The 25710-nt window shown below is 70.9% G+C and carries 23 protein-coding genes and 1 tRNA gene; 5 read left to right on the top strand and 19 right to left on the bottom strand.

Annotated features, from left to right (window positions below):
- Positions 1-309, top strand: a 309-nt coding sequence (locus H343_RS0114660) for an integrase core domain-containing protein (RefSeq protein WP_028431768.1), incomplete at its 5' end; no start/stop codon positions are given.
- Here H343_RS0114660 and H343_RS0114665 read toward each other — a convergent pair.
- The 11 genes from H343_RS0114665 to H343_RS35580 form a co-directional block, all read right to left on the bottom strand.
- Positions 306-1142 carry a carbohydrate ABC transporter permease gene (locus H343_RS0114665; protein WP_028431769.1) on the bottom strand — a complete coding sequence of 279 codons (837 nt, stop codon included), beginning with the start codon at positions 1140-1142 and terminating at the stop codon, positions 306-308. The genes H343_RS0114660 and H343_RS0114665 overlap by 4 nt on opposite strands.
- A 2-nt stretch (positions 1143-1144) precedes the next feature.
- Positions 1145-2134, bottom strand: coding sequence for a carbohydrate ABC transporter permease (locus H343_RS0114670; protein WP_028431770.1), 990 nt, complete (start codon positions 2132-2134; stop codon positions 1145-1147).
- 72 nt (positions 2135-2206) lie between these two features.
- On the bottom strand, positions 2207-3553 hold the full coding sequence (locus H343_RS0114675) for an ABC transporter substrate-binding protein (RefSeq protein ID WP_028431771.1): 1347 nt from the start codon (positions 3551-3553) through the stop codon (positions 2207-2209).
- Between the two features lie 107 nt (positions 3554-3660).
- The gene (locus tag H343_RS0114680) at positions 3661-5166 is read right to left on the bottom strand and encodes a glycoside hydrolase family 32 protein (protein WP_028431772.1); all 1506 of its coding nucleotides are present in this window, start codon (positions 5164-5166) and stop codon (positions 3661-3663) included.
- A gap of 446 nt (positions 5167-5612) precedes the next feature.
- Complete coding sequence (locus tag H343_RS0114685; protein ID WP_028431773.1) at positions 5613-6671, bottom strand: LacI family DNA-binding transcriptional regulator; 1059 nt, start codon at positions 6669-6671, stop codon at positions 5613-5615.
- Between the two features lie 414 nt (positions 6672-7085).
- A tRNA-Ala gene (locus H343_RS0114690) sits at positions 7086-7158 on the bottom strand.
- A 106-nt stretch (positions 7159-7264) separates the two neighbouring features.
- A complete protein-coding gene (locus H343_RS0114695) occupies positions 7265-7927 on the bottom strand; it encodes a histidine phosphatase family protein (RefSeq protein WP_028431774.1) in 663 nt (220 codons plus the stop codon).
- Positions 7924-8388: a ribosome silencing factor gene (gene rsfS / locus H343_RS0114700; protein ID WP_028431775.1), complete on the bottom strand. Its 465-nt coding sequence runs from the start codon at positions 8386-8388 to the stop codon at positions 7924-7926. Before rsfS ends, H343_RS0114695 begins: the two co-directional genes overlap by 4 nt.
- A gap of 77 nt (positions 8389-8465) precedes the next feature.
- Positions 8466-10211 (bottom strand): LCP family protein, encoded by a 1746-nt coding sequence (locus H343_RS0114705; protein ID WP_028431776.1) that lies wholly within the window; start codon positions 10209-10211, stop codon positions 8466-8468.
- Positions 10208-10843, bottom strand: a complete 636-nt coding sequence (gene nadD, locus H343_RS0114710) for a nicotinate-nucleotide adenylyltransferase (RefSeq protein ID WP_028431777.1) — start codon at positions 10841-10843, stop codon at positions 10208-10210. The genes H343_RS0114705 and nadD overlap by 4 nt, the downstream gene beginning before the upstream one ends.
- 79 nt (positions 10844-10922) lie before the next feature.
- Entirely contained in the window at positions 10923-11090 is a 168-nt protein-coding gene (locus H343_RS35580) for a hypothetical protein (RefSeq protein WP_037903827.1), read from the bottom strand.
- Between the two features lie 242 nt (positions 11091-11332).
- On the opposite strand from H343_RS35580, the gene H343_RS0114720 reads away from it, so the two are divergent.
- On the top strand, positions 11333-12454 hold the full coding sequence (locus H343_RS0114720) for a M48 family metallopeptidase (protein ID WP_028431778.1): 1122 nt from the start codon (positions 11333-11335) through the stop codon (positions 12452-12454).
- A gap of 121 nt (positions 12455-12575) precedes the next feature.
- On the opposite strand, the gene H343_RS0114725 is transcribed toward H343_RS0114720, so the two are convergent.
- The 5 genes from H343_RS0114725 to H343_RS0114745 form a co-directional block, all read right to left on the bottom strand.
- On the bottom strand, positions 12576-13748 hold the full coding sequence (locus H343_RS0114725) for an SCO2583 family membrane protein (RefSeq protein WP_028431779.1): 1173 nt from the start codon (positions 13746-13748) through the stop codon (positions 12576-12578).
- Between the two features lie 110 nt (positions 13749-13858).
- Complete coding sequence (locus H343_RS0114730; RefSeq protein ID WP_028431780.1) at positions 13859-15277, bottom strand: FAD-binding protein; 1419 nt, start codon at positions 15275-15277, stop codon at positions 13859-13861.
- Between the two features lie 251 nt (positions 15278-15528).
- Positions 15529-16413, bottom strand: a complete 885-nt coding sequence (locus H343_RS35920; RefSeq protein WP_028431781.1) for an SCO2584 family spore wall biosynthesis protein — start codon at positions 16411-16413, stop codon at positions 15529-15531.
- A gap of 88 nt (positions 16414-16501) precedes the next feature.
- Positions 16502-17767 (bottom strand): glutamate-5-semialdehyde dehydrogenase, encoded by a 1266-nt coding sequence (locus H343_RS0114740; RefSeq protein ID WP_028431782.1) that lies wholly within the window; start codon positions 17765-17767, stop codon positions 16502-16504.
- Positions 17768-17882: 115 nt separating this feature from the next.
- Positions 17883-18410, bottom strand: a complete 528-nt coding sequence (locus H343_RS0114745; protein ID WP_051265337.1) for a YceI family protein — start codon at positions 18408-18410, stop codon at positions 17883-17885.
- Between the two features lie 169 nt (positions 18411-18579).
- On the opposite strand from H343_RS0114745, the gene H343_RS30705 reads away from it, so the two are divergent.
- Both H343_RS30705 and H343_RS0114755 read left to right on the top strand, forming a co-directional pair.
- Entirely contained in the window at positions 18580-19872 is a 1293-nt protein-coding gene (locus H343_RS30705) for a histidine kinase (protein ID WP_078505720.1), read from the top strand.
- Between the two features lie 44 nt (positions 19873-19916).
- Entirely contained in the window at positions 19917-20534 is a 618-nt protein-coding gene (locus tag H343_RS0114755) for a response regulator transcription factor (protein WP_037903907.1), read from the top strand.
- Between the two features lie 90 nt (positions 20535-20624).
- Here H343_RS0114755 and H343_RS0114760 read toward each other — a convergent pair whose 3' ends face one another.
- Together H343_RS0114760 and proB are read right to left on the bottom strand one after the other, a co-directional pair.
- Complete coding sequence (locus tag H343_RS0114760; RefSeq protein ID WP_028431785.1) at positions 20625-21041, bottom strand: hypothetical protein; 417 nt, start codon at positions 21039-21041, stop codon at positions 20625-20627.
- 303 nt (positions 21042-21344) lie between these two features.
- Positions 21345-22526: a glutamate 5-kinase gene (gene proB / locus H343_RS30710; RefSeq protein WP_051265263.1), complete on the bottom strand. Its 1182-nt coding sequence runs from the start codon at positions 22524-22526 to the stop codon at positions 21345-21347.
- Positions 22527-22830: 304 nt separating this feature from the next.
- Between proB and H343_RS30715 the strand changes: the two genes are divergently transcribed.
- Complete coding sequence (locus H343_RS30715; RefSeq protein WP_037903830.1) at positions 22831-24939, top strand: hypothetical protein; 2109 nt, start codon at positions 22831-22833, stop codon at positions 24937-24939.
- A gap of 167 nt (positions 24940-25106) precedes the next feature.
- On the opposite strand, the gene H343_RS0114775 is transcribed toward H343_RS30715, so the two are convergent.
- Entirely contained in the window at positions 25107-25709 is a 603-nt protein-coding gene (locus H343_RS0114775; protein WP_028431786.1) for a response regulator transcription factor, read from the bottom strand.
- Position 25710 lies beyond the last annotated feature (1 nt).

Raw genomic sequence — 25710 nt, forward strand, 5'->3', positions numbered from 1 at the left:
GTCGAACGCGTGCTCACCGATAACGGCGCCTGCTACAAGTCCCGTCTGTGGCGCGACACGCTGGCCGCGGCCGGGATCACGCACAAGCGCACTCGCGCCTACCGGCCCCAGACGAACGGCAAGGTCGAACGTCTCAACCGCACCCTGCTGGAGGAGTGGGCCTACGCCCGGCCTTACCGCTCCGAGACCCAACGACGCGACGCCTTCCCCAACTGGCTGCACACCTACAATCACCACCGCGCACACACCGCGCTCGGCGGCCAACCACCCGCCAGCCGCGTCCCCAACCTCACGAGGCAATACAGCTAGCCCTTGACGGCGGAGCTGGCGACCCCCTGGACGAACCATCGCTGGAAGAACGCGAAGACGAGCAGGACAGGAAGTACCAGCAGCACGCCGAAGGCGAGGATCTGGCCCCAGTCCACGGGCTGCTGGCCCTGGAAGACGCTTATCGCCAGGGGCAGCGGCCGCACCGAGGGGTCGGAGACCATCAGGACCGGCCACAGGAAGGAGCCCCACTGGATGAGGAACGTGAGGATCGCGACCGACGCGAACGCCGGCTTGCTCATGGGGACGATGATCGCGAAGAACGTGCGCCACGGGCCGGCACCGTCGATGCGGGCCGCCTCCTCGATGCTGCGCGGGATGCCGCGGAAGAAGGTGGCGAACTGGTAGACGGAGAAGGCGTAGGCGATGAAGGGGATGGCCTGGATGAAGATAGTGTTGCGCTGCCCGTTGAACATGTAGAACAACGGGACCGCGACCGCTTCGAACGGCACCAGCATCAGCAGCAGGACGAGCGTGAAGACGGTGCCCTGGCCTCGCCAGCGCAGCCGGGTGAGGCCGTAGGCGGCCATGGAGTTGACGATCAGGCCGCCGAGGACCACGACGGTGGCCAGGAGCAGTGAGATGCCCATGAAGCGCCAGAAGTAGCCGGTGGCGTCCGAGTCGAAGTTGTCCAGGACGGCGGCATAGTTGTCGAAGGACAGGTCGGTGGGCAGGAAACCGGACAGGCCGCCCAGCACCTGGTCGGAGGGCTTGAAGCTGCCGAGGATCAGATAGAGGGCGGGCAGGATGAAGATGAAGGCCAGCACGCTCAGGACGGTGTAGTCGAGGAAGCGGCGCAGGGGTGTGCGGGTCATGATCAGTCCTCGTTGCCGGGGCGGACGACGCGGCGCTGGATGAGGGTCAGGGCGACGACGATCAGGAAGAAGACGATGGTGATCGCGGACGCCTGGCCGATGTTGTTCTGGTCGAAGGCCGTGGTGACGGCCTGGTACATCACGGTGCGGGTGGCGTCCTCGTTGAGTCCGCCGCCCTTGACGAGGACGTAGACCTGGTCGAAGACGCGGAAGGCCAGCACCGAGGTGAGCATGGCGACGAAGACGAGGGTGCCGCGGATTCCGGGCAGGGTGACGTGGCGGAACTGCTGCCAGCGGGATGCCCGGTCGAGTTGGGCGGCCTCATAGAGTTCTCCGGGGATCTGCTGGAGGCCGGCGAGCAGGATGACCATCTGGAAGCCGACGCCCTGCCAGATGGACAGCACGATGATCGAGGCCATGGCGGTGGCGGCGTCGCCGAGCCAGTCGAAGGCGCCCCAGTTGCCGAAACTCAACGCGTGCAGCGCGGAGTTGAGCATGCCCTGGTCGCTGCGGGCGAGGATGAGGCGCCAGATGACGGCGACCAGTGCCATGGGGAAGACGACCGGCATGAAGAACAGGGACCTGAAGAGGCCGATGGCCTTGAGCTTGCGGTTCAGCAGGATGGCCAGGCCCAGGGCGAGGGCGGTCTGCAGGGGGACGACGGCCACCGCGAAGGTCAGGTTGTTGAGCAGGGCCCGCAGGAAGGGGCCGGACAGGTCGGGGTCGGTGAAGATCCGCCGGTACTGCTCCAGGCCGAAGAAGCGGGGCGCGAGCGGTGAACCGAGCAGCACGTTGTGGAAGGAGAGGAAGACGGCGTAGACGAACGGCACGCCGACGAAGGCGATCAGTCCGCCGAGTGCGGGGGCGGACATCAGCAGTCCGTGCACCCATTCGCGGTGGCGGCGCCCGGACCGTACGGGCTTGACGGAACTCGGTGGTGGGCTCGGCTCCCGCCCGTCAGGCGCGGCGGGTGCGGGGTTCACGGTGGTCACGGTGGGAGTCCTCTTCCCGGCCGGGAGGGCCGGACACCGTCGGCGTCCGGCCCTCCCGGCCGATGGATGCGGCTACGGCAGCTTGTAACCCTGGTTGTCCGAGAAGTCCTGGTCGATGGCGCGGGCGGCCTTGGCCAGGGCGGTCTTCGGGTCGGCGCCGCCGTAGACGTCGCTCACCGCCTGGCTGAACTTGGCGGTGACCGTGGGGTATCCGCCGGTGACCGGACGGGTCACGGCGACGCAGGACTTGTCGATGTCGCTGTCACCGCAGGGCTTGGCGAGCTGGTCGGCGAAGAGCTGCAACGGGCCGCCCTTCTTGTACAGCTCACTCTTGGCAAGCGCGGACCGGGTGCCGGGAGGAGCACCGTTCGCCTTGGTCATCGCGGCGACGTTGGTGTCGTTCAGGAGGGAGTCGAGGAAGGCGCCCGCGGCCTTGCCGTTCTTGGTGTTGGCACCGATGCCCCAGGCCCAGGAACCCTGGCCGGTCTTGGGGCCGTTGCCGAAGTCGGGCAGCGGCAGCACGACGAGATCCTTGTCGAGGGCCTTGCTGTAGTCGGGGTACATCCAGTGGCCGACCCAGCTCAGCGCCACGCGCTCCTTGGCGAAGGCGTTGCCGCCGGTGTTGGGGTCGACGTAGGTCTTCCAGGAGCGGAAGGTCTCCATTGCCGACACCACGGCCGGTGTGTCCACGGCGCCTTCGGCCTTGCCGTCCTTCAGCAGGGAGCCGCCGGCCGACCAGACGGCCGGGGCGAAGCCGTAGGTGCCCCACTCGGTGGCGAGGCCGCTGTTCTCCTGCAGGTCCAGGCTCTTGCCGTCGGCGTCCTCGGCTGCCAGCTTCTTCACGGCGTCGGTAAACTGATCGGCGGTCCAGGCATCGGACAGACCGGTGGGGTACTTCACTCCGGCCTCGTCCAGCAGTTTCTTGTTGCCGTATATGCCGAGCCCTGAGTCGTACATGCCCAGCCCGTACTGCTTGCCGTCTGCCCGGCCCTGCGCCTTGATGGCGTCCGTGGCGTTGGCCAGGGTCTTGGCGGAGACGTGGTCGTCGATCGGGGCGAGCTTCTGGTTGTAGACGAAGTTCGCCATGGTCGGGCCGTCGAACTCCATCACGTCCGGGAGCTTGGAGGCGTCGGTGGTGGTGATGGTCTTGGTGTAGTCGTTGTCGGGGATCAGCGTCAGCTTGACTTTGATCTTCTTCTGCGAGGAGTTGAAGGTCTTCACCGCGTTCTGGAGGGCGGCGGCCTCGCCGGTCTGACCCTGGTGGGCCCAGACCTTGATGGTGCCCGTGCCGCTGCCCTTCTCGGCGGAGGTGCTGCCTGTGCCGCCGCCTCCGCCACAGGCGGCGAGTGCCGCGAGCGGAAGGGCGAGCGCCAGGGCCGTACAGGCCGTCCGGCGGGATCTTGTACTGCCGACGTTCATGGTGGGTGCCTCCGGTATGTGGTGCGGGTGAGGGTGGATGGTGTGGATGTGCGTTGTGGGGATTCGGGGTCGGCACCGGCCTGACGGCCACGTGTGCGACGGAACGGTCATGTGGGCCGCCCTTGCGGCAGTTCGGTGTCGTCCCCCTGCTCGCGGATCACGAGGGGCAGCAGCTCCCAGGCGTCGACCGCGTAACCGAGGCGCGTGTCAGGCCCGGTGCGGGCCTGCATCCGCCACGGGCCGTCCCCCGTCGGGTAGAAGCGCAGGGTGAGTACCTGGCCGGTGGAGGTCAGGAAGACTTCGGCCATGGAGTGGTCGACGACCAGGCGCAGTTCGACCGGCTGACCGGTCGGGCAGGGCATCACGAACGAGCCACCGCGGGCGCGGGCGTCGAGCGAGGCGTGGTCGCGGTCGACGACCAGTTCACCCGCGGCGGCATCGAGGCGGATGTCGAGGTACTCGGACCCGTCCGCGCCGGTGAGCAGCCGCAGGCCCGCCGTCCCGGTCGTCTCCAGACGGGCCGTCAGGTCGAATGCGCGGCCCGCACTGCCGAGTTCGACCGGCTCAGGGCCGCGGACCGTGCCCTCGGCATGGACGAGGTGCTCGCCGCGCAGGCCGAGCAGTTCGGGAGCGGGCTGCTGTCGCAGCGTGCCGTCGGCGCTGACGGATATCTCCCGGGGAAGGGTCAGCACGCCGGCCCATCCGTCGGCGACCGACCAGGCTTCCTCGCGGGCCTCCCAGGACCAGCCCCACAGCAGCCATCTGCCTCCCCCACTGCCTTCGGCGTGGGAGGGGCCCCCGGGCGCACGCAGCAGCGCGGGTGCGTAACAGTCCGGTCCGTGGTCCACGAGGACCGGCGATCCGGCCGCGAGGACGTTGCCGCGCTCCTCGCCGACCAGGGCAGTGACGCATCGTGCGCCGCCGTGATCGTCCCACGCGCTGAAGATGAGGGCACCGGGCCGTCCCGACTGCGCGGGAAGGTACTGGGGACACTCCCAGCCCTCGCCGGTGTTCAGCCCGGTGCCGCCGACCGGCTCCGGCTCGCGGGCTTCGAAGGGCCCCCGGTATGTCCAGTGCTCCAGGTCGCCAGACTCGTAAAGCAGGGCCGCGCCGCGGCCGTCCCCGAGGGCGGAGCCGACGAGCATCCGCCAGCCGCCGTCTTCCCACCAGACGTACGGGTCCCGGTACATGGTGCAGCCCTCGGGCCATGCGGGGATGACGAGTCCGCCCCGCGGAGTGAACGTCCGGCCGCTGTCGCGGGACGTGGCGGTGGTGACCGGCTGATGCTGGGGCGAGCGGTCCTCGCGGTGCGCGGAGTAGAAAGCGACGAGCCGGTCGCCGTCGGAGACGGCGTTGCCGGAGAAACAGCCGTCGGCGTCCTCGCCGTCCGGGACCGGGGAGAGGGCGATCGGCAGGGGCTCCCAGCTCAGCAGGTCGGAGCTGCGGAAGTGTCCCCAGTGCACGTTCGCGTGGGTCGCGCCGTAGGGGTTGTACTGGTAGCAGACGTGGTAATGGCCGTCATGGAAGACCAGCCCGTTGGGGTCGTTGATCCAGTTCCGGGGCGGACGCAGATGCGCGACGGGCCGGTACCGATCACGGGGTGCAGTGGACACACGTGCCTTTCGGTATGTGCCAGGGGGACGCGGGACGGTCACGGGACGGAGCCCGCCACGATCCCCTCGTGGGCTCGATGAAGGCGGCTTCCACCGGCGCTCGCCGCATGCCCCCGTGGCATGGCGACGGAAGCGGTCTCGGCGGGATGCCGAGGCGAAGTGCGGGAAGCCTGGTGAAGCGCCGACGCCGGTCGGCGAGGAGCGCGGGGCTCAGTGCTCCCGCGCCGGGGAGGCCGCGGCGTCGGGGAAGTGACACGAAGTCACGCGGACCGGCCCGCGCACGTCCACGGGGGTGCCGGACGTCGGCCGGCTGCGCCGGTTCGACGTCTCATGGAAGGTCTCAGCGGCCATTTGTGTACCCTCACAGTTGTTCAAAGTGCTGACAGGGATGACGACCGGTTGCGACGGTCGCCTGTCTTGGTGCGAAAAGCTTCGCCGTCCCGGTGTCAGAGTCGGGGCGGCGGAGCGACCGATGCCCGCGCCACCAGCGGGCAATGCAGCATCTGCTGGGTGTCCGGGCCCGGTGGCCGGCCCGGTGTTCCGGTGAGCGCGAGCAACCGGGCCACGGCCCGTGCCCCCATCTCGTAGTGCGGCAGCTGGACCGTGCTCAGCGCGGGGTGGACGGTCTCGCAGACCAACTCCTGGTTGTCGAACCCGATGACCGACAGATCACCGGGGATGGAGAGTCCCAACTCGGCGGCGGCCCGGTAAGCACCGGCGGCCATCCGGTCGTTGAAGCAGAACAACGCCGTCGGACGCTGCTCCGCCGTCAGCAGACGCCGCGCGGCCCGGTAGCCCGCGCCCACGTCACCGGCGGTCGTCCCGAAGGGCACCGCCGTCTCGGCGGCGACAAGTGAGGGGTCGTGGGACACGCCTACGTCGGCGAGTGCCTTGTGGTAGCCCTCCAAGCGGCCCTGCCGAGCGGGGACGTCGAAGGTCTGCACGATCACGCCGATCCTGCGGTGCCCGTGGTCGGTCAGCTCGCGCACCGCCGTGTACCCGCCCTGGACCTCGTCGGGCACCACGGAGAGGACGGCGGGGTCGTCGGAGCGCGCGTCCAGCAGCACGGTGGGCGTCGGGCCCATGATCTCCGGCACGCGCACGATCCTGTGGTACATCGACGCGTACAGCACGCCGTCCACCTGCCGCTGGAGCAGCATCTCGATGCTCGTGCGCTCCAGTTCGGCATCGCCGCTCGTGTTGACCAGCAGCAGCACCAGGCCCTCGTTCGCGGCGGCCTCCTGGGCGCCGAGGATCATCCGGCCGGCGTGGGGGGTGGTGGCGATCTCGTCGCTGACGAAGCCGATGGTCTGCGACCGCTTCAGCCTGAGCCCCCGGGCGAGGCCGTTCGGCGCGTACCCGAGTTCCTCGGCGACCTTCAGGACGCGCTGCCGGGTCTCGGCGCTGGCCCGCTTGCCCTCGACGCCGTTCAGGATGTGCGACACGGTCGCGGTCGACACACCCGCCGCCGCAGCCACGTCCTTGATCCCGGTCCGGCGTGCCATTACCCCTGCCCAAAGTAGTGGATATCGCAATGGCTAATCGTTTAGCCCAGCGCGTGCACATGAGATTGCCCACGACCGGAGCTCCTGTCAATGACTCGTTTACAACAGCTGGGTTTCGTCCGCTGCTGCCACGGCACCGGGCCCCCGCCCGGCGCGGCGACGACCCCGGCGGCCGGCGCCCTGCCACGGGAGCGTCCATGAGTCGTGAGGCCGTACGCCGTAGGCATCGGGCCGAGCAGTTCGATCAGGGCTCGCAGAGCGGGATGCAGCGGCGGGAGCCAGGGCGGGGTTCATCTCGCAGGCCGACCGGGACGGGGCCTCGACGCACTGACACGGGGCGCAAAAAAGGCCCTGACCCGCGGAAGATCGCTGGTCAGGGCCACCAGAAATGGTGTCCGTGCAATGACGGCCCGGTGGAGCTAAGGAGAATCGAACTCCTGACCTCTTGCATGCCATGCAAGCGCTCTACCAACTGAGCTATAGCCCCGCGCTGTTACGGCCTTCGGCGCCGTGAACGAGAGGATCTTAACCGGCGACCAGGCCGGATGGGAAATCAACCACTCCCCGCCCCGCGCACCCGGCGCAGCGGTCCCTCAGTCGTCGTCGCCCAGCACCGGCTGGGGCAGGGTGCCGGCGTTGTGCTCCAGCAGCCGCCAGCCGCGAGCGCCCTCGCCCAGCACGGACCAGCAGCAGTTGGAGAGTCCGCCGAGCGACTCCCAGGTGCGCGGCTCCAGACCCAGCAACCGTCCGATCGTGGTGCGGATGGTGCCGCCGTGGCTGACGACGACCAGCGTCCCTCCGGGCGGGAGCTTCTCCACGCTGCGTTCCACGACGGGCGCCGCCCGTTCGGCGACCTCGGTCTCCAGTTCGCCGCCGCCGCGCCGTACGGGTTCGCCCCGCTTCCACGCGGCGTACTGCTCGCCGAAGCGTTCGACGATCTCTTCGTGGGTCAGGCCCTGCCACTGTCCCGCGTACGTCTCACGCAGCGCTTCGTCGTGGGTCACGTCGAGACCGGTGATCTCTGCGAGCTCCGCAGCCGTGGCGGCGGTCCGCATCAGGTCGGAGGCGATGATCGCGTCCGGACGGAGCGCCGCCAGCAGCCGTGCCGCGCGGCGTGCCTGTTCGAGGCCCGCCGAGGTCAGCTCGATGTCGGTGGAGCCCTGGAAGCGGCGCTCCAGGTTCCAGGCTGTCTGCCCGTGCCGCCACAGCACGACGCGGCGGTCCCGGCGCGCAGGGGCGGCACCCTGCTGCGTCATCGGATGCCTTCGCTTCCGTCCCGCTCCACCGCGTGCTCGTGCGCGTCGCCGTCCCCTTCGCGCTCGGCGTGCTCACGGCCCTTGCCCCGGGTCGCCTTCGCGTCCTCGGGCAGTTGCAGCTCGGGGCAGTCCTTCCAGAGGCGCTCCAGCGCGTAGAAGACCCGTTCCTCGCTGTGCTGCACGTGCACGACGATGTCCACGTAGTCCAGCAGCACCCATCGCCCGTCGCGCTCGCCCTCGCGGCGCACGGGCTTGGCGCCCAGCTCCTTGAGCAGACGCTCCTCGACCTCGTCGACGATGGCTTTGACCTGCCGGTCGTTGGGCGCGGAGGCCAGCAGGAACGCGTCGGTGATGGCGAGGACGTCGCTCACGTCGTAGGCGACGATGTCGTGCGCGAGCTTGTCGGCGGCGGCCTGGGCGGCGGCGTTGATCAGCTCTGTGGAACGGTCCGTAACGGTCACAGGCGAGGCTCTCGAATCGGAAGCAGCGGTCGGGTGTGCTTTTCAGGAACCAGGATCTCACGCCGGGCCGGAGGTTCTCACCCCGTGTAGTCCTTGCCCAGTACGACGGTCACGTCGGCGTTCGCCGCTTCCTCGCCCTTGCGCACGGCGCTGTCCGGGAGTCCGAGGGTCTTGGCGACCTCCTGGGCCTTGTCGCGCTGCCCGGCGTCGGCGTACGTCACGACGGAGCGCGCCTGCACCCTCTCGCCCGCGCCGCCGCCGACGACGGTGTCGCCGCCGTTGACGATGGCCGCCGACGCAGCGTCGTCGCTGCCGCGGTCTCCGCTCGCGTTGATCACCTTCACCCGCGGCGCCGCGTCCGGGTCGGTGTTCTTGACCGTCCCGCCGAGCACCTGCTTCACCATGCCGTCGCTCACCCGCTCGCTGAGCGTGCCGTTGGCCCGGACCGGCAGCAGCTGGGTCTCGTACGAGCCGCTCCTGGCCTGGCCGGCGAGCTTCGCCAGTGACGCGCCGAGCTCCGGCTCCGGCAGGGAGGGATCGAGGATCTGTCCGAGCGTCTCCACCGTCCGGGTCGCCGCCTTGGCATCGCTGGAGAGCTTCCGCAGGGTCTGCTGCATCACCTCTCCGAAGCGCTGCAGCTGCCGCGTCTGCGGCTCTCCCCGGCCCCTGTGGGTGGCGTACGCGACCGCGGCCCGGCCGTCGAGCGTCTGGGCCCGGCCCCGCTTCACCAGGGGCTCCTCGCCCTTCTTCTCCCCCGGCACGGTGGCGTTCGCGTCGAGCTTGATGCCGCCGACCAGCTCGACGAGGTTCTCCAGGTACGGGGTGTCCAGGCGCCAGCTGCCCTTGATGTCGGCACCGAGGAGGGTGCCGAGCGACTCACGGGTGGGGGCCGCGCCCTCGTCCTCGACCGACTTGCCGAGGGTCGTCGTGCTGCCGTCCTCGGAGGAGACAGCCAGCGAGTTCGGCAGCAGCACGGTGTTGCCCCGCTCGGCGTCGGCGTTGTCCACGAGCAGGGCCGTGGAGCTGCCGCCGCCGTCCAGGGAGCGCAGATGGACGACGATGACGTCGCGCTGCTGGCCGGCCGCCGTGGCCGCGCCGCCGCTCTTCTCCCCGAGACCGGGAAGCTTGCCCGCGTACCAGAGGTAGCCGACGCCGCCCACCGCCACCATCGCGAGGACGACGACGAGGGCGACCACGCGGTTGCGGCCGCGGCGCTTGGCCTCTTCGCGGCGCTCGGTGCGGCTCTCGCTGAACTTCAGCCAGTCGATGACGTCTTCGGAGTCGTCCGTCGGCTCCTCGACAAAGGCGAACTGCTCGGTGCGGTATCCGGGGTCCTCGCCCTGTCCGCTTCCCCCGGCCGGGCTTCCGGCCGGGCTTCCGGCCGCCGGAGCCGGCGGGCCCTCGGGGAACGGCCCGCGCTCGTCGAACTGTCCGGGCCCGCCCTGCCCGTACTGCTCCTGCTGGGGCGTCGCGGCCTGCTGCGGAATCCACTCGCTGTGCTGAGTCTGCTGCTGTACCGGCTGCTCTGCCCGTTGCCGGGCCGGTTGCTGGGCCGGTTGCTGTGACTGCTGCGCGGAGTGCTGTCCGTACGGGTCGTACTGGCTGTGCTGGTCGTACTGGTACCCCTGCTGCTCCTGCTGTCCGGTGTGGTGCGGGGGGTACTGCGCGGAGTGCTGTCCGTACGCCTCCGCCTGCGGCGCGTACGGGCTGTTCTCGTTCTCCGCGTATCCGTAGACCGGTTGTCCGTACTCGTCGTAGCCCAGGAATCGGGGCTGCTCGGACTGCTGCTGGCCGTACGCGTCGTACCCGTGGCGCTCGTTCACGTCTGCGGCTCCTCCTCCCCGTCCTCCCCGTACAGCCCCCGCTTGTTGATGTAGCGCACGACACCGTCGGGCACCAGATACCAGACGGGATCGCCCCTGCCCACTCTTTCGCGGCAGTCCGTCGAGGAGATGGCCAGCGCGGGCACCTCGATCAGCGACACCCCGCCGACCGGCAGTCCCGGGTCTGTCAGAGCGTGTCCCGGCCGGGTGACGCCGATGAAGTGCGCGAGGGCGAAGAGTTCGTCGGCGTCCCGCCAGCCGAGGATCTGGGCGAGCGCGTCCGCGCCGGTGATGAAGAAGAGGTCGGTGTCCGGGTTCGCGGCCCGCAGGTCACGCAGGGTGTCGATGGTGTACGTACGGCCGCCGCGGTCGATGTCGATGCGGCTGACCGAGAACTGCGGATTGGAGGCCGTGGCGATGACCGTCATCAGATAGCGGTCCTCGGCGGGCGAGACCTTCTGGTGGCTCTTCTGCCACGGCTGCCCCGTCGGGACGAAGACGACCTCGTCGAGGTGGAACCGCGTGGCCACCTCGCTCGCGGCAACCAGGTGGCCGTGGTGGATCGGGTCGAAGGTCCCGCCCATCACGCCCAGCCGCCGCTTGCCGGTGCCGGGCACTATGTGCTCTCCCATGCGTGCCGACTCTATCTTGAGAATCCCGTGGATTCCCCGTCCGCCGTACCACCCGCGGCCCGTGGAGAATCCGTGACGGTCAGCGGTCCCGGTTGAACCTGGTCGTGATCCACAGCAGGAGCAGCAGGGCGAGCAGGGCTCCTCCGCCGGTGAGGTAGGGCAGGGCGGCGTTGTGCTCGCCTCCGTGCCCGCCACCCTCGGAGGCCAGGGTGGTGACGGCGTGATGGGCGGTGCTGGAGAGAGTCATCGTCGGCGGGACCTATCCACGTGTGGGCCGGACAGTTCGGTTGCGCAGCCACATCGTAAGCAGGGCCCTCGCCGGGGCTCACGCCGACTCGTCCTTCACGCAACCTTCCCCGGGCCCCGCAACGTCTCCAACACGTCCGGGATTTGCACCGGACGCGTTCGCGCCGGAGCTCTCCGGCCCCGAGCGCCTAGGCTGAAACCCATTCCACCGGCACACGGTGAAGTAGCGACAGGGGAAGTCCGATGAGCGACAGCACAGGTGGCACCGAGCGGCTGCCCAGCCGCGACCGGCGCCGCTTCCCCGGGATCTCCTCCCGGGCCTACGAACATCCCGCCGACCGTTCGGCCCTCGTGGCACTGCGCAAGCTGAGCGGTTTCGACGCGGTCTTCAAGGCACTGAGCGGACTGCTGACCGAGCGCAGCCTTCGCCTGCTCTTCCTCGCCAACTCGGTGCGCGTCAGCGACGAGCAGTTCGCACATCTCAACGCGATGCTGCGGGACGCCTGTTACATACTGGACCTGGAGAAGGTCCCGCCGATGTACGTCAACCAGGACCCGCAGCCGAACGCCATGTGCATCGGACTCGACGAGCCGATCATCGTGGTCACCACGGGTCTCGTCGAACTCCTCGACGAGGAGGAGATGCGGGCCGTCGTCGGCCACGAGGTGGGCCACGCGCTGTCCGGGCACTCCGTCTACCGCACGATCCTGCTGTTCCTGACGAATCTCGCCCTCAAGGTCGCCTGGATCCCGCTCGGCAACGTCGCGATCATGGCCATCGTGACGGCGCTGCGCGAGTGGTTCCGCAAGTCCGAGCTCTCGGCCGACCGTGCGGGGCTGCTCGTGGGGCAGGACCTGCGGGCGTCGATGCGCGGCCTGATGAAGCTGGCGGGCGGCAACCACCTGCACGAGATGAACGTCGACGCCTTCCTCGCCCAGGCCGAGGAGTACGAGGCCGGCGGGGACCTGCGCGACTCCGTGCTCAAGATCATGAACGTGCTGCCGCGCAGCCACCCCTTCACCACGGTGCGCGCCGCCGAGCTGAAGAAGTGGGCCGAGAGCCGCGACTACCAGCGGATCATGGACGGTCACTACGACCGGCGCGAGGACGACAAGGAGACCTCCGTCGCCGACTCCATCCGGGAGTCGGCGAACCACTACTCGGACACCGTCAAGAACAGCAAGGACCCGCTGATGGGTCTGGTCCGCGACATCGCCGGAGGCGCCGGCGACCTGGGCGGCCGGCTGCGCGACACCTTCTCCGGAAGGGCCGGCTCCGGCAGCGGCAGCACGGGCGGAGCGGACACCGCGAACGGCAGCGGGGACGACCGTCGCGGAGGCAGCACAGGCAGCGGCTCCGCCTGACCCGCTGTCCCGTCTGCCGCCCGGCCGTCCGGCCGTCTGCCCGTCTGCCCGGCGGACGTCCGGACGTCCGCCGGGCAGACGGGCAGACGGGCAGACGGGCAGACGGGCAGACGGGCAGAGCCTATCCGGATGAGCCGGGCGGGCTCGGCTGCGCGCCCGCCGAGAGAACTCCGCACGCGGAGGCCGCCGCCCGTCCCCTCGCGTAGGGGTCGGTGCCGGCCGGCCCGTCGTCCTTGGCCTCCTCGCCCGCGAGGAGAGGCGACAGCGCTGCCGACTGGTCGGCGGAACAGGGCACGGGCCCGGTGCGTGTCGAGACCTGGCGCACGCTGAGCTGCTGTCTGCGCAGATCATCACGGTCGATCTGGAAGCGCACCTCGCGCCGCACGGTGAACAGGGACGAGCGCTTCTCGGCCTGTTCCTCCTCCGCGGCGTCGGGGGCGCGCACCGCGTAGACGAACACGTGGTCCGCCACGACCTCCATGGCGTCCGGGCCCGACTCCTGCACGTTCAGTGTGCCGTTCACGCGCACACGGTGGTCGGCCAGCGCGGTCCGCGACGGATCGAAGCGGACCATCCAGCCGGTCGCGGCGTACCGGCCGTCGTTGCGCGGGTTCTTGATGCTCCGGTCGAACTGTCTGTGCTGTGCGGGGTCGAGCATGATCCGTACTGTCCGGTCGGAGTTGCCGCTGAGCACCGCCGGGTCGAGGGAGCTCTCCACGACGTAGTCCTTGGCGGCCGTCAGTGCCGCGAGGACCTGGCTCTCGGAGAAATGCGCGGTGCGGCGCGCGGGCGGCAGCGTCACACCGTCCGCGCCGGTGCGGAACTCGGCCGCCGGACTGTGCTCGTAGAGGTCGGCGGGTGTCGCACCCGGCACCGCGTCCTTGGGTGCCAGAGGCAGCAGCGAGCTGCGCATCGGCTCCACGGGCGGCCCGGCCGGGGTCTGGTACGGGTTGCGGATGCCCATGTAGATCGCGGTGCCGAAGGCGAGGACGATCAGCAGCACCAGCACCATGCCCTGCCGGGACGCGGTGATGGTGCCCCGTTCGTAGACGGGTGCGGTGCCGCTTTCCTCCTCGTCCGTGTCGTGGCCGGCGGCGGAGGGCGTGGGGGCGCGGTCGCGTACGGCGGCGTGCTCCTCGTCCTCCATGCGCTCCTGCGCGGAGAACTCCTGGAGCTGCGCAGCCTTGATGAACGACTCGTCGAAGACGACGGAACGGTAGTCGTCCCGGTGTTCGTCGTCGCCCCCTGAGGCGTCGTCGGGTGTTCCCTCGGGGGGATTGCCTCGCCCGGCCATAGGTACAGGGTAGGGGCGCCCGGCCTCGCACGAACGCCTTGGTGCGCGCGCAACTCGGCGTGCAACTCCTCAGCCGGTGTCGAGGATTGACTCGCCCGCGGGGACGGGCCTCAGGGGCGGCGCGCGGCGGCGGTGAAGAGGCCGTCGGGGTCGTAGCGGACACGGACGCGCTCCAGACGGCGTTCGTGGGAGCCGAAGGCGGCGGGGCGCAGCGCCTCGGACTCCTCGTCCAGTCCGGCGAAGTTGACGTAGGTGCCGCCGTTGGCGAAGGGAAGCATCGCCTCCCAGGCGGAACGCGCCCAGGCGACCGCGCCCTCGTCGAGCGCGGGGTCGTCCCAGGAGGCGTCGATGCTCAGGTTGAACCGGGCGGACCGGTGGGCGTACGCGCTGTCGTCCGTGGGGACGTCCGCGACGGCGCCGCCGAGGGTGCGCAGCACGATCAGGCTCTGCGGGGTCGGCCTCAGGGCGTCCTCGGCGAGCAGGGCCGCGACGGCTTCGTCGCCGAGGTCGTCCATGAAGTGCGACTTCATGTAGTAGCGGCCACCGTCGGGGAACATCTCGTCCTGTGCGCTCTGCACCGCGGTGTAAGGCACCTGTCCGCTCAGGTCCGCCAGCGGCGTGCCCAGCTCTTTCAGAGGCGCCAGTGCGGTTGTCGCCGCGGGGCCGCCGGCCGGTCCGGCGTACACGCCGGCGGCGACGACGACCTTCGAGCCGTGCATCTCCTCGGGGATCGCCGGGTCAGGGGGGACGCTCCACAGGGCGAGTTCGGGCGTGACCGTGCGGGGCATGGCCGCTGCGGCGTCGCGGAAGGCACGCAGCACCGTCTCCGCCTCCTCGTACGGGTAGAGGATCTGCGCCATGGAGACCTCGGGCCCGAGCGGGTGCAGGGCGAAGTCGAGCGAGGTGACGACGCCCATGCCCCGGCCTCCGCCGCGTACCGCCCAGAACAGCTCGGGCTCCTCGTCCCGGCTCGCGTTACGCACGGCGCCGTCGGCGGTGACGATCTCGACCGACCGCAGGTTGTCGCAGCTGAGTCCGTACGCGCGCATCAGCAGTCCGAGGCCGCCGCCGAGGGTGAGACCGGAGATGCCGGTGACCGACACCTCGCCTCCGGGCGTGGCGAGTGCGCAGAGCTGGGTCTCCCGGTCGAGTTCACCCCACACCACACCGGCCTGGGCGCGTGCCGTACGGGCTTCGGGGTCGACGTGGACGCCCTTCATGCGCGACAGGTCGATCACCAGTCCGTCGTCGCAGACAGCGCTGCCCGCGACCTGGTGGCCGCCGCCGCGGATGCTGACGACGGGACGGTACTCGCGGGCGGCGGCGACCGCCTCGGCCACGTCCGCCGTTCCGGCGCACTGGGCGATCACGGCGGGGTGCCGGTCGATGAGCCCGTTCCACACGGTGCGTGCCTCGGCGTAGTCGGGATGCGCGCGGTCGATCACCCTGCCGTGCAGCGTCGAGCGCAGCCGCTCCGCCATCGCACGCTCGGCGGCCACCGCCGAGGCGGCCCTCTGCTCTCTCAGCATGGCGCGTCACCTCTCCCGGGGACCTGCTGGACGCCGTATCCGCCCGTGATGTCAGGCTATGTCCGCTGGAGTGAGCCCACGGATGGGCCTGATGGTCCACACAGCGGGGACGCCCGGTCCGCGGGGCGGCGCCCTGCACGGCCTGCGGCAGCGGCACGACCCGCCGACCCGCCGACCCGCACGGCGAGCCGGGGCACTGTTCGGGTGGTGGCGCACCCTGCGTGGCGTCGCGCGTGCGCGTGCGCCGCCGCTCAGCCCCGCTGCGGCTGCGCGGAGAGACTCGGCGCGCCCGCCTCGGCCGAGGACGCCCCGGACGGTGACGGCGGCGTGCCGCCCCTCGCCCCGTTGCGGTCGCTCGCGGAGGACTCCACGCCCGTCGTCGCGGGTGGAGGGGCGGGGTCCTGCCGCTGCTGGGAGGTGCCGCGGTAGACGGCGCTGAGCGCGAGAGCGACCATGCCGATGCCCATCACCACCGCCAGCACCCAGGCGACCGGCCGCTGCCAGCGGACGTGGCCGCGGTATGTGCGCGCGGCCGCGCTGTGCTTCCCGGACCTGCCGCTCAGGCCGTCCTCGCGGCGGCGGTAGTCGGAGCCGTGCTCCTCGCCCAGTTCGAAGCGGGGGTCGTAGCGGCGGTACATGCCGAACTGGCTGTAGTGCTCGTACTGGTTGTACTGGCGGAACTGGCTCTCGTACTGCCCGCCGTCTCCGTAGGTGCTGTACGGGCCGTAGTGGTTGTAGCCGTATGTGCTGTAGGGACCGTAGGAGTCGTACGAGTCGTAGGGCCCGTACTCGTCACCGTCGGCGAGGTCCACGTACTCCGTGTAGTCGGACCGGTCGAAGCGGCCCTCGTTCTCCGGATCGTCCTCGTCCAGTTCCTCGGCGTCGAGGTCGAACTCGCTCTCGGCGCCCGGCCCGTACCCGTAGCCGTCCTCGAAGCCGCGGGCAGTCTCGCTCTCGGCGTGCGACTGCGCGGCCGCCAATATGCGTTCGACCGCGGTGGGTTCGTGGACCGCGGCTGACCGCACGAAGTCCTCGTCGAAGACCACGGAGGCGAACTCGTCGTCCGCGGCCCCGTGGTGGCGGTACTCGGGCTCCTCGCCGTTCGGGAACGGCTGGCCCCCCACGTCGTCCGGCACGCTGTTCAGCGTAGACCTATGCGGTCAATAAGGGCAGGGAGTAGTCGGATTCCATCAAATCGGCGGACGGGCGTGCGGACGCCGTGCCTCAGCCGCGGATGTGCCCGTCACCCGTGACCACGTACTTCGTCGAGGTCAGCTCCGGCAGGCCCATCGGACCGCGCGCGTGCAGCTTCTGCGTCGAGATGCCGATCTCCGCGCCGAATCCGAACTGGCTGCCGTCCGTGAAACGGGTGGACGCGTTGACCATCACGGCGGTGGAGTCGACCAGAGCCGTGAAACGGCGGGCCGCGGCGGTGTCGCGGGTGACGATCGCCTCGGTGTGGCCGGAGGTCCACTCACGGATGTGCCGTACGGCCGCGTCCAGGGACGGCACGACGGCGGCTGCGATGTCGTACGAGAGGTACTCGGTGCCCCAGTCCTCCCCGGTCGCCGCCACGACGTCCGCGCTCGCCTTCTGCCACGCCTCGTCGCCGTGCACGGTCACCCCGGCCTCCGCCAGCGCCCGCACCGCGCGCGGCAGGAACTCCTCGGCGATCCCGGCGTGCACGAGGACGGTCTCGGCGGCGTTGCAGACGCTGGGACGCTGCGCCTTGGAGTTGACGAGGATGCCGAGGGCCATGTCGATGTCGGCGCTCTCGTCCACGTACACATGGCAGTTGCCGACACCGGTCTCGATGACGGGAACGGCGGACCCCTCGACCACGGACTTGATCAGGGAGGCCCCTCCGCGCGGGATCAGCACATCGACCAGACCGCGGGCCCGCATCAGCTCCCGCACGCTCTCCCTGCTCTCACCCGGCACGAGCTGCACGGCGTCGGCGGGCAGCCCGGCCGACTCGACGGCGTCGCGCAGGACGCCCACGAGGGCGCCGTTGGAGGCGTACGCGGAGGAGGAGCCGCGCAGCAGCACGGCGTTGCCGGACTTCAGGCACAGGGCGGCGGCGTCGACGGTGACGTTGGGGCGTGCCTCGTAGATGATGCCGACGACGCCGAGGGGCACACGGACCTGGCGCAGGTCGAGGCCGCCCGGCAGGGTCGATCCCCGTACGACCTCTCCGACGGGGTCGGGGAGTGCCACCACGTCCCGTACGTCCGAGGCGATGGCTGCGATGCGCTCCGCTGTGAGGGTGAGCCGGTCCACGACCGCCTCCGCGGTGCCGGAGGCGCGCGCCCTGTCGACGTCGACGGCGTTGGCGGCGACGATCTCGTCCGTGCGGGCGGTGAGCGCGTCCGCGATGGCGAGCAGCGCCGCGTCGCGGACGGTGCTGGGCAGCGGAGCCAGTTCGGCCGCGGCCTCCTTGGCACGGTGGGCGGTCTCGATGACGGGCGAGGTCTGCTGTGCGCTGCTCATGCCCCCGAGCTTAGCGACGCCGGCGGTCCCGCTGCCGGGCCGTCCGCACCCGGGCGGGAGGCGGGACGGCCGGTCCCCCCGCAACCGGCCGTCCTGCCTCCCGCCCGGGAAGCTCTCAGCCCCGCACGCACTCCACCTCCAGCACCACGTCCAGGTGGCGGCCGGTCATGCCCGGGGCGGCGGTCACTCCGAACTCCGTACGGTCGACGCGCGTCACGGCGCGTACGGTGAACCCCCTGTCCGAGGCGGCGGCGTGCTCGACGGACAAGGTCACCGGTCTGGTGACGCCGCACACGGTGAGCGTGCCGGTGACCGCCGACTCCCCGACGCGGTCGGCGGCGAAGGTCATGACGGGGTACCGGTCGGCGTCGAGATAGGTCTCCGAGCGCACGACGCCGTCGCGCCGGTGGTTGCCCGTCCCGAAACTCGCCACGTCGATCTCCGCGTGAACACGTGAATCCCCGAGGGGGTCGGCCAGTTCGACCGTCCCCGACCTGATCGCGAAGCTGCCGCGCACCGGCAGCAGTCCGAACACGTGCCGGGTGGTGAAGGTGACGGAAGAAGTGCCGGCGTCGATCTCGTAGCGGCCGGGCCGGAGTTCCGCCCGCACCGTCTCTCGTCGTCTCTGCGCATGTCTCTCCATGCGCTTCAGTACACAGCGGTACGCACGCACAGGAACAGGGCCCGCGGTCTGCTCCGCGGACGACGAAGGTCGCACCGCCGGAAGCGGCGTACGACTTTCGTAGGGTCCTGTCCCTCCGGTCGTTCCTCATCGAACTCCACCCGGGCGAAGCTGACATACCGTGTCCGGCATGACTTACAGACCGTGTCTCCGCAAGCGCCGGCTCGCCGTGGACGTGTCGCTCGCGGTCTTCTTCGTGGCTCTGGACACGGTCACGACGCTGCTGGGTACGTCGTGGTGGCCGGACCGGCCCGGCCCGCTCGCCTGGGCGCTGCTGGGCGCGCAGGCGCTCGCGTGTTCCTCGCTTGTCCTCCGGCGCCGCGCACCTCTGACCGTCGTGGCCGTCCTGGGAGTCTTCACGCTCGCGGTGACCCTGCTCATCTGGCCGCTCGGGGCGCTGAGTCCGGCGAACGGGCACCACGTGTGGGCTCCCTTCTCGACCGCGCTGGCGGCCTACAGTCCGGTCCTGTACCGGCAGGACCGGCGCACGGCCTACATCGCGCTGGCCGCCTTCACCCTCGTCATCGCGCGGCCGTGGGAGCCGTCGGCCACGGTCATCACGATCGGGGTCCTGCGCACCGCCGCCGGACCGCTGCTGGCCCTGTACTTCGACGCCCGCAGGCAGCTCGTCCAGGCGCTGACGGAACGCGCGGAGCGAGCCGAACGGGAGCGCCATCTGCTCGCCGAGCAGGCCCGCGCCGAGGAACGGGCGCGGCTGGCCGCGGAGATGCACGACGTGGTGACGCACAGGGTGAGTCTGATGGCGCTGCAGGCCGGTGCCCTGCGGATGACGGCGGCCGACGAGGTGACCCGGCAGGCCGCCGAGGAGCTGCGTGCGGCGGGCTGCCAGGCGCTGGAGGAACTGCGGGACCTGGTGGGCATCCTGCGCACCGCCCCGGAGGGGGACGAGACGCCGTCGGTGGCGGGATTCGCGGAACTGGTCGCGGAGTCGACGGCGGTGGGGACGCCTGCCGTGCTGGTCGAGGAGGGGGACCGGGCGCTCGCCTCGCCGGTGGTCGGACGCACGGCGTACCGCATCGTCCGGGAGGCCCTGACCAATGTGCGCAAGCACGCGCCCGGCGCGCGGGTGACCGTACGGGCCGAGTACGGGGAGACGCGGGTACGGGTGGCCGTGCGCAACACCCCGCCGCCCGGTGCCACCGGCACGGCGGCCGGTACCGCCGACACCGCTCTGGCGCGTACGGGCTCGGGTCTGGGCCTCGCCCACCTCAGGCAGCGCGTGGAGCTGGTGCGGGGAACGCTGCACTCCGGGAGGACCCCGGAGGGCGGGTTCACCGTCGAGGCCGTGCTGCCGGCGTACGTACCGACCGTGCCGCCCGCACCGACGGCACCCGCCGTGCCGTCCGCCCCCGGAGCGCCGACCGCGCAGCCGACGGAGCCGACCGCGCAGCCGGCGGTGTAGGCGTGGCGCGCACTGTGCGAGTGGTGGTCGTGGACGACGAGCCGATGGTGTGCCGCTTTCTGCGGACGATCCTGGGTTCCGCCGAGGACGTCGAAGTCGTGGACGAGGCGCACGACGGAGCGGCGGGCGTAGAGGCAGTCGTACGGGCCTGCCCCGACGTGGTCCTGATGGACCTGCGCATGCCCGGCATGGACGGTCTCACCGCGATCGAGCGCATCAACAAGTTCGCCGACCCGCCTGCCGTCGTGGTGCTCACGACGTTCGACGGGGACCAGTACGTGCTGCGCGCCCTGCGTGCCGGAGCGTCGGGATTCCTCGTCAAATCGACGCCCCCGGAGGACCTGATCGGGCTCGTGCGGGTGGCCGCGGAAGGTCACACGGTGCTCTCCCCCGCCGCCGCCCGCCGGCTTGTCGCCGCGTCGTCCGACAGCCTCACCTCGCGTGAACGCGCGCGGAAGCTCGTCGGATCGCTCACCGAGCGCGAGGCGGAGGTGCTGGCCTGCCTCGGCGAGGGACTGTCCAACGCACGGATCGCCGCGCGGCTCCACCTCTCGGAGGCCACCATCAAGGGCTACGTGTCACGGCTCCTGGACAAGCTGGGATGCGTGAACCGCACCCAGGCCGGCCTGATCGCCCACGACGCGGGCACGGTGGGCCCGTAGGCCCGCGGGTCCGTACTCCGTCCCTGTGCCGCCCGCGTGCCGTCCGTACGCGGAGACGCACCCGGCCCGCGTGCACGTGCACGGGCCTAGCTAGAAGGGGTGGACGCCGATCGACGCGGCGGAGGGCGGCCCGTAGCCCTCGGCGACGCGCTGCTGGTACGTCCTGCGGCCGACGACCTCCAGGCCGACGATCTCCCACGGCGGCAGCTTGGCCGACACCCGGTGCTCACCCCACAGGCGCAGCGCGACGGCGGCGGCGTCGTGCAGGTCGCGCGCCTCCTCCCAGTAGCGGATCTCCGCGTGATCGTTCGCGTACCGGCTGTTCAGAAGGAAAGGATGGTCGTACGCGAGCTGTTCGAGCGCTCGCCGGACCTCCTTGAGCGGTGCCTCCGCGCCCGCGACGCTCAGGGTGACGTGCCACAGGCGGGAACTCTCGCGCCGGTCCGTCCCGGTCTCGGCATTGGGTTCGGCCCGCTGTGCGGTGTCGACGCTGGCCAGTCGTCTCACGGGCGGCCTCCTCGTCCGGTGGGGTTCTGCTGTTCCGGGACGTCGCTCCCCCACCTCACGACCCCCAGGACAAAGTTGACCAGTCCGGAGCCGACCGCGTGGCCGTTTTCCGGAAGGTGTCCATGGAAAGGCTGGTCTTTTACTCCGCCCGGTGACCGCTCCGGCACGTGTCCCTCGCCGTCTGCACAAACCATTCACGACCCGCCGCGCACCGGCGGTAACACCCGCGGCCGGCCCCGTCGCGGCACGGCACACGGCCCAGCCGCAGCTCAGGCCCCGCGTCATGTTCCGTTCAGGCGCCGGTCAGGCGTCGAGCAGCACCAGGTCGTCCCGGTGGACGATCTCCCGCTCGTACTCCGGTCCCAGCTCCCGGGCGAGGTCCGGCGTCGAGCGTCCCAGCAACTGGGGGATCTCTTTCGCGTCGAAGTTGACGAGTCCGCGTGCCACGGCCACGCCGCGCCCGTCGCGCAGCTCGACCGGATCGCCCGCCGCGAAGTCGCCCTCGACGCGGGCGATACCGGCCGCCAGCAGCGAGGTGCGCCGCTGGACCACCGCCCGTACCGCGCCGTCGTCGAGAGTGAGCGCCCCGCGCGGCGTCGACGCGTGCGCGAGCCACAGCAGACGGCCGGCGGCGCGGCGGCCCGTGCGGTGGAAGTACGTGCCGGTCCCGCGCCCGGCGAGGGCGTCGGCCGCGTGCGAGGCGGAGGTGAGCACCACCGGGACACCGGCGGCGGCTGCGATGCGTGCGGCCTCCACCTTGGTCACCATGCCGCCGGTGCCGACACCCGCCCTGCCGGCGCTGCCGATCTCGACGTCCGCCAGGTCCTGCGGCGAGGCGACCTCCTCGATGCGGGTCGTGCCGGGGGCGCTCGGGTCGCCGTCGTAGAGGCCGTCCACGTCGGAGAGGAGGACCAGCAGGTCGGCCCGTACGAGGTGGGCGACCAGGGCGGCGAGCCGGTCGTTGTCACCGAAACGGATCTCCTCGGTGGCGACGGTGTCGTTCTCGTTGACGACGGGGACGGCGCCCATGGCCAGGAGCTGTTCCAGCGTGCGGTAGGCGTTGCGGTAGTGGGCGCGGCGGCTGGTGTCGTCCGAGGTCAGCAGCACCTGGCCGACGCGGCGCCCGTACCGCGCGAACGAAGCGGTGTAGCGGGCGACGAGCAAGCCCTGCCCGACGCTGGCGGCTGCCTGCTGCCGTGCCAGGTCACGGGGCCGCCGGGGCAGGCCCAGCGGTGCGAGCCCGGCGGCGATGGCGCCGGAGGAGACGAGCACGACCTCCCGCTGGGGGCCTGTCCCGCCGCCCGCAGGCCCGGCGTGCTTGGCCAGTACGTCCACGAGCGCGTCGACCCGGTCGGCGTCCAGGCCGCCGGCAGCCGTGGTGAGGGAGGAGGAGCCGACCTTGACGACGACGCGCCGGGCACCGGCGACATCCTCCCGTGCACCCCTCCGCGCGCTGCTGGCCCCGCCCGCTGCCGTACCGCTCACGTCCCGCCGCCCGCCTGTTCCTTCTTCCGCTTCCTTCACACACGTACGATTCCGTTCATGCCCGTGCGTGTGCGCGTGCGCTGTCGCCTGCGCAATCTACGGCAGGCCGATCCACCCCGCTCATCCGTTCCGGCCAGTGGACGGGTGGGGATAATGACCTTTGTCCTCGTATCACCGCGGGACACTCCGACGCAGATTGTCACCAGCCCCGTGCCCGGCATACGGTCAGTGGTCGTCCTCGGCCGCCACCCCACCGGCCGGTTCACCCTCACCGACCCTCAACCTCCTGCCAGGAGCCCAGCCCGTGCCCTCTGCCGGTCTCTCCCTCCGACGCGCCGTCCAGCTCACGGCGCTGCTCGCGCTGACGGTGTTCTACGCCGCACAGCTCGCGGGTGCGCTGCTCCCGAACGTGCCCGTCTTCATCGTCGCCTCCGTGGCGGGTCTCGTGCTCGACCTGTACCTCACGCACCGGCAGCCCGGTCTGCTGGCGCTGCTCGGCAAGGTCCGCTTCGACGTCACCACGCGCCAGCTTCTCCGCGACATGCTCGTCGTCATCGGCCTGGTGCGCATTCCGGACGTCCCGCCGGACATCGAGCGCCCCCTCACTCTTCTCCTGCTCGCCGCCTACGCCGCGCACTTCCTGTGCCAGGCCGTCGCCCAGCTGGTGCGCCGCAGCCGTACGCTGCCGATCCTCACGCGCAACATCGACGCCTCCAAGCTGCGCCTGACCATCTCGCCGCCCCGTCTCCTCGCCCGGCAGCCCAGCCGCCGTCTGCTGCGTTTCTCCATCCCGGGCACGGTGGGGCTGATGCTGACCGCGGGCCTGTCCGCCGAGATCTGGGGCATCGTGGGCGTGGGTCTGAGTCTGCTGCTGTCGCTGGGCGGCGCCCTCTACCTGGGCACGTGGATGCTGCCGAAGAAGCGGCACGCGAACGAGCAGCAGGCCCTGGCGTGGCTCGACAAGTGGCTGGCGAAGTACAAGCCGACCGTCGGTATGTACTTCTCCGGCGGCACCACCTCGGCCTACCAGGCGAACATGTGGCTCTCGACGCTCGCCGAGCTGGAGGGGCGTCCCGTCATCGTGCTGCGCGAGCGCTTCATGGTGCAGAAGATCGAGGCGACGGACGTGCCGATCGTCTGCATCCCGAAGGTCTCGCACCTGATGCACCTGGAGCACTCGACGCTGAAGGTGATGCTGCACCCGGCGAACTCCGGCAAGACCTCGCAGGTGCTGCGCATCCCCACCGTCAAGCACGCCTTCATCAACCACGGCGAGAGCGACAAGCTCTCCTCCTGCAACCCCTACGCCAAGGCCTACGACGAGGTCTGGGTCGCGGGCCCCGCCGCCCGCGAGCGCTACCAGCTCGCCGACATCGGCGTCGACGACCGCGACGTCGTCGAGGTCGGGCGCCCGCAGCTCTCCCCCATCAAGCCGTACACGGGCGCGCCGCGGGGTGCGTACACGACCGTGCTGTACGCCCCCACCTGGGAGGGCTGGACCAACGACCCGGGCAACACCTCGGTCATCCTGGCCGGCGAGAACATCGTCCGCGCTCTCCTGGACGACCCCGGGGTGCGGCTGCTGTACAAACCGCACCCGATGACCGGCTCCGTCGACCCCCGCGCGGCTCTCGCCGACGCCCGCATCCAGGCGATGATCATCGAGGCCAACTCCCGGCGCAGCGGCGCGCGTCCGGGCCCCGAGGCCGCCGCGGAGCTGGAGCGGCGCACGCGCGAGCTGGACGAGCTGACCACCACCGCCTTCCGCAAGGGCGCGGACGAGGTGGAGAAGATGATGCTCCAGTCCACCCCGGAGAAGGACCGTGCGGCGCGCGTCACGGAGGCCACCGCCGCCTGGGAGGACGCGTTCTGGGAGTCGTTCCCGGAGTGGGAGCACCAGATCGTCACCGGCCCCCGCCCGTCGATCTACAGCTGCTTCAACCAGGCCGACCTCCTCATCTCCGACGTCTCCTCGGTCGTCTCGGACTGGCTCACGAGTGAGAAGCCGTACGCGGTCGCCAACACCAGCGGACTGAGCGAGGAGGAGTTCAGGGCCGGCCTCCCGACCGTACGGGCCGCCGCGGTCCTCTCCCCGGAGGCCGGGGAGATCCCCGCCCTGCTGGAGTCGGTGCGCGATCCGGCCAAGGACACGCTGGCCGGGGCCCGCGCGGAGCTGAAGGTCCACCTGCTCGGTCCGTCCGAGCCGCCGTCGATGACGCGCTTCAACCAGGCCGCTCTCGATCTGTGCAGGGCGACCGAGGAGCGCAACGAGCGCGTCGCACGCCGCACGGAGGAGATCCCGGGCCAGCGTGAGACGGAAGCGCAGGAGACCGCCGAGGAAGCCGACTGGGAGTCGGCGCCGAACGGCAACGCCCTCTCGGACTCGGAGGAGGCCGACCAGGTCACCGCCTGACCCGCGCATCCGGCGCCCCGGCCACGGCCGGTGCGCCGCGCGATACGACCGAAGGTCCCGGGAGGCCCGCCGCCTCCCGGGACCTTCGCCGTGCGGCGGTGTTCCCGCCGGGCGGGGGGTGCCCCGCCCTCCACCCCGCGCCGGCCGGCCGGCGCGGTCGGCGCGGCCTACAGCCAGTCGTGCTCGCGTGCGTACCGTGCCGCTTCGTGCCGGGTCCGGGTCTGGGTCTTCTGCATCGCGTTGGAGAGGTAGTTGCGCACGGTGCCCTCCGCGAGGTGGAGCTGGGTGGCGATGTCCGCGACCGAGTACCCTCCGCCGGTCGCCCGCAGGACGTCGGCCTCCCGTTCGGTGAGGGGGCAGTCGTCGACGAGCGCGAGCGTGGAGACGTCCGGGTCGATCCATCGTTTGCCCTCGTGCAGGGTCTTGATGACCGACGTGATGTGCGCGGGCTCCGCCGACTTGCTGACGAACCCCTGGACCCCGAGTTTCAGGGCTTTGCGGAGTACGCCGGGCCTGGCGTGCCGGGTCAGCATGAGGACCGTCTGGTCCGGCAGCGCACGGCGGATGGCGGAGACGGCGCCGAGTCCGTCCACGCCGGGCATCTCCAGATCGATGACGAGCACGTCGGGCTGGTGCCGCAGCGTGACCTGTACGGCCGTCTCGCCGTCTCCTGCCTCGGCGAGCACGGTGATCCCGCCTTCGAGCGGGAGCAGCGACGCCAGGGCCTTGCGGAGAAGGGCCTCGTCGTCGGCGAGCACCACAGTGGTCATC

The organism is Streptomyces sp. TAA204 (genome assembly GCF_000424965.1).

Coding starts and splice junctions, on each gene's coding strand:
- H343_RS0114730 (WP_028431780.1), bottom strand. CDS start 15,277: ATGCTGAGAGAGCAGAGGGCCGCCTCGGCGGTGGCCGCCGAGCGTGCG.
- H343_RS30705 (WP_078505720.1), top strand. CDS start 18,580: ATGACTTACAGACCGTGTCTCCGCAAGCGCCGGCTCGCCGTGGACGTG.
- H343_RS0114740 (WP_028431782.1), bottom strand. CDS start 17,767: ATGAGCAGCGCACAGCAGACCTCGCCCGTCATCGAGACCGCCCACCGT.
- H343_RS0114745 (WP_051265337.1), bottom strand. CDS start 18,410: ATGGAGAGACATGCGCAGAGACGACGAGAGACGGTGCGGGCGGAACTC.
- H343_RS0114675 (WP_028431771.1), bottom strand. CDS start 3,553: ATGAACGTCGGCAGTACAAGATCCCGCCGGACGGCCTGTACGGCCCTG.
- nadD (WP_028431777.1), bottom strand. CDS start 10,843: ATGGGAGAGCACATAGTGCCCGGCACCGGCAAGCGGCGGCTGGGCGTG.
- H343_RS0114755 (WP_037903907.1), top strand. CDS start 19,917: ATGGTGTGCCGCTTTCTGCGGACGATCCTGGGTTCCGCCGAGGACGTC.
- H343_RS35580 (WP_037903827.1), bottom strand. CDS start 11,090: ATGACTCTCTCCAGCACCGCCCATCACGCCGTCACCACCCTGGCCTCC.
- H343_RS0114665 (WP_028431769.1), bottom strand. CDS start 1,142: ATGACCCGCACACCCCTGCGCCGCTTCCTCGACTACACCGTCCTGAGC.
- H343_RS0114685 (WP_028431773.1), bottom strand. CDS start 6,671: ATGGCACGCCGGACCGGGATCAAGGACGTGGCTGCGGCGGCGGGTGTG.
- H343_RS0114695 (WP_028431774.1), bottom strand. CDS start 7,927: ATGACGCAGCAGGGTGCCGCCCCTGCGCGCCGGGACCGCCGCGTCGTG.
- H343_RS0114775 (WP_028431786.1), bottom strand. CDS start 25,709: ATGACCACTGTGGTGCTCGCCGACGACGAGGCCCTTCTCCGCAAGGCC.
- H343_RS0114720 (WP_028431778.1), top strand. CDS start 11,333: ATGAGCGACAGCACAGGTGGCACCGAGCGGCTGCCCAGCCGCGACCGG.
- H343_RS0114725 (WP_028431779.1), bottom strand. CDS start 13,748: ATGGCCGGGCGAGGCAATCCCCCCGAGGGAACACCCGACGACGCCTCA.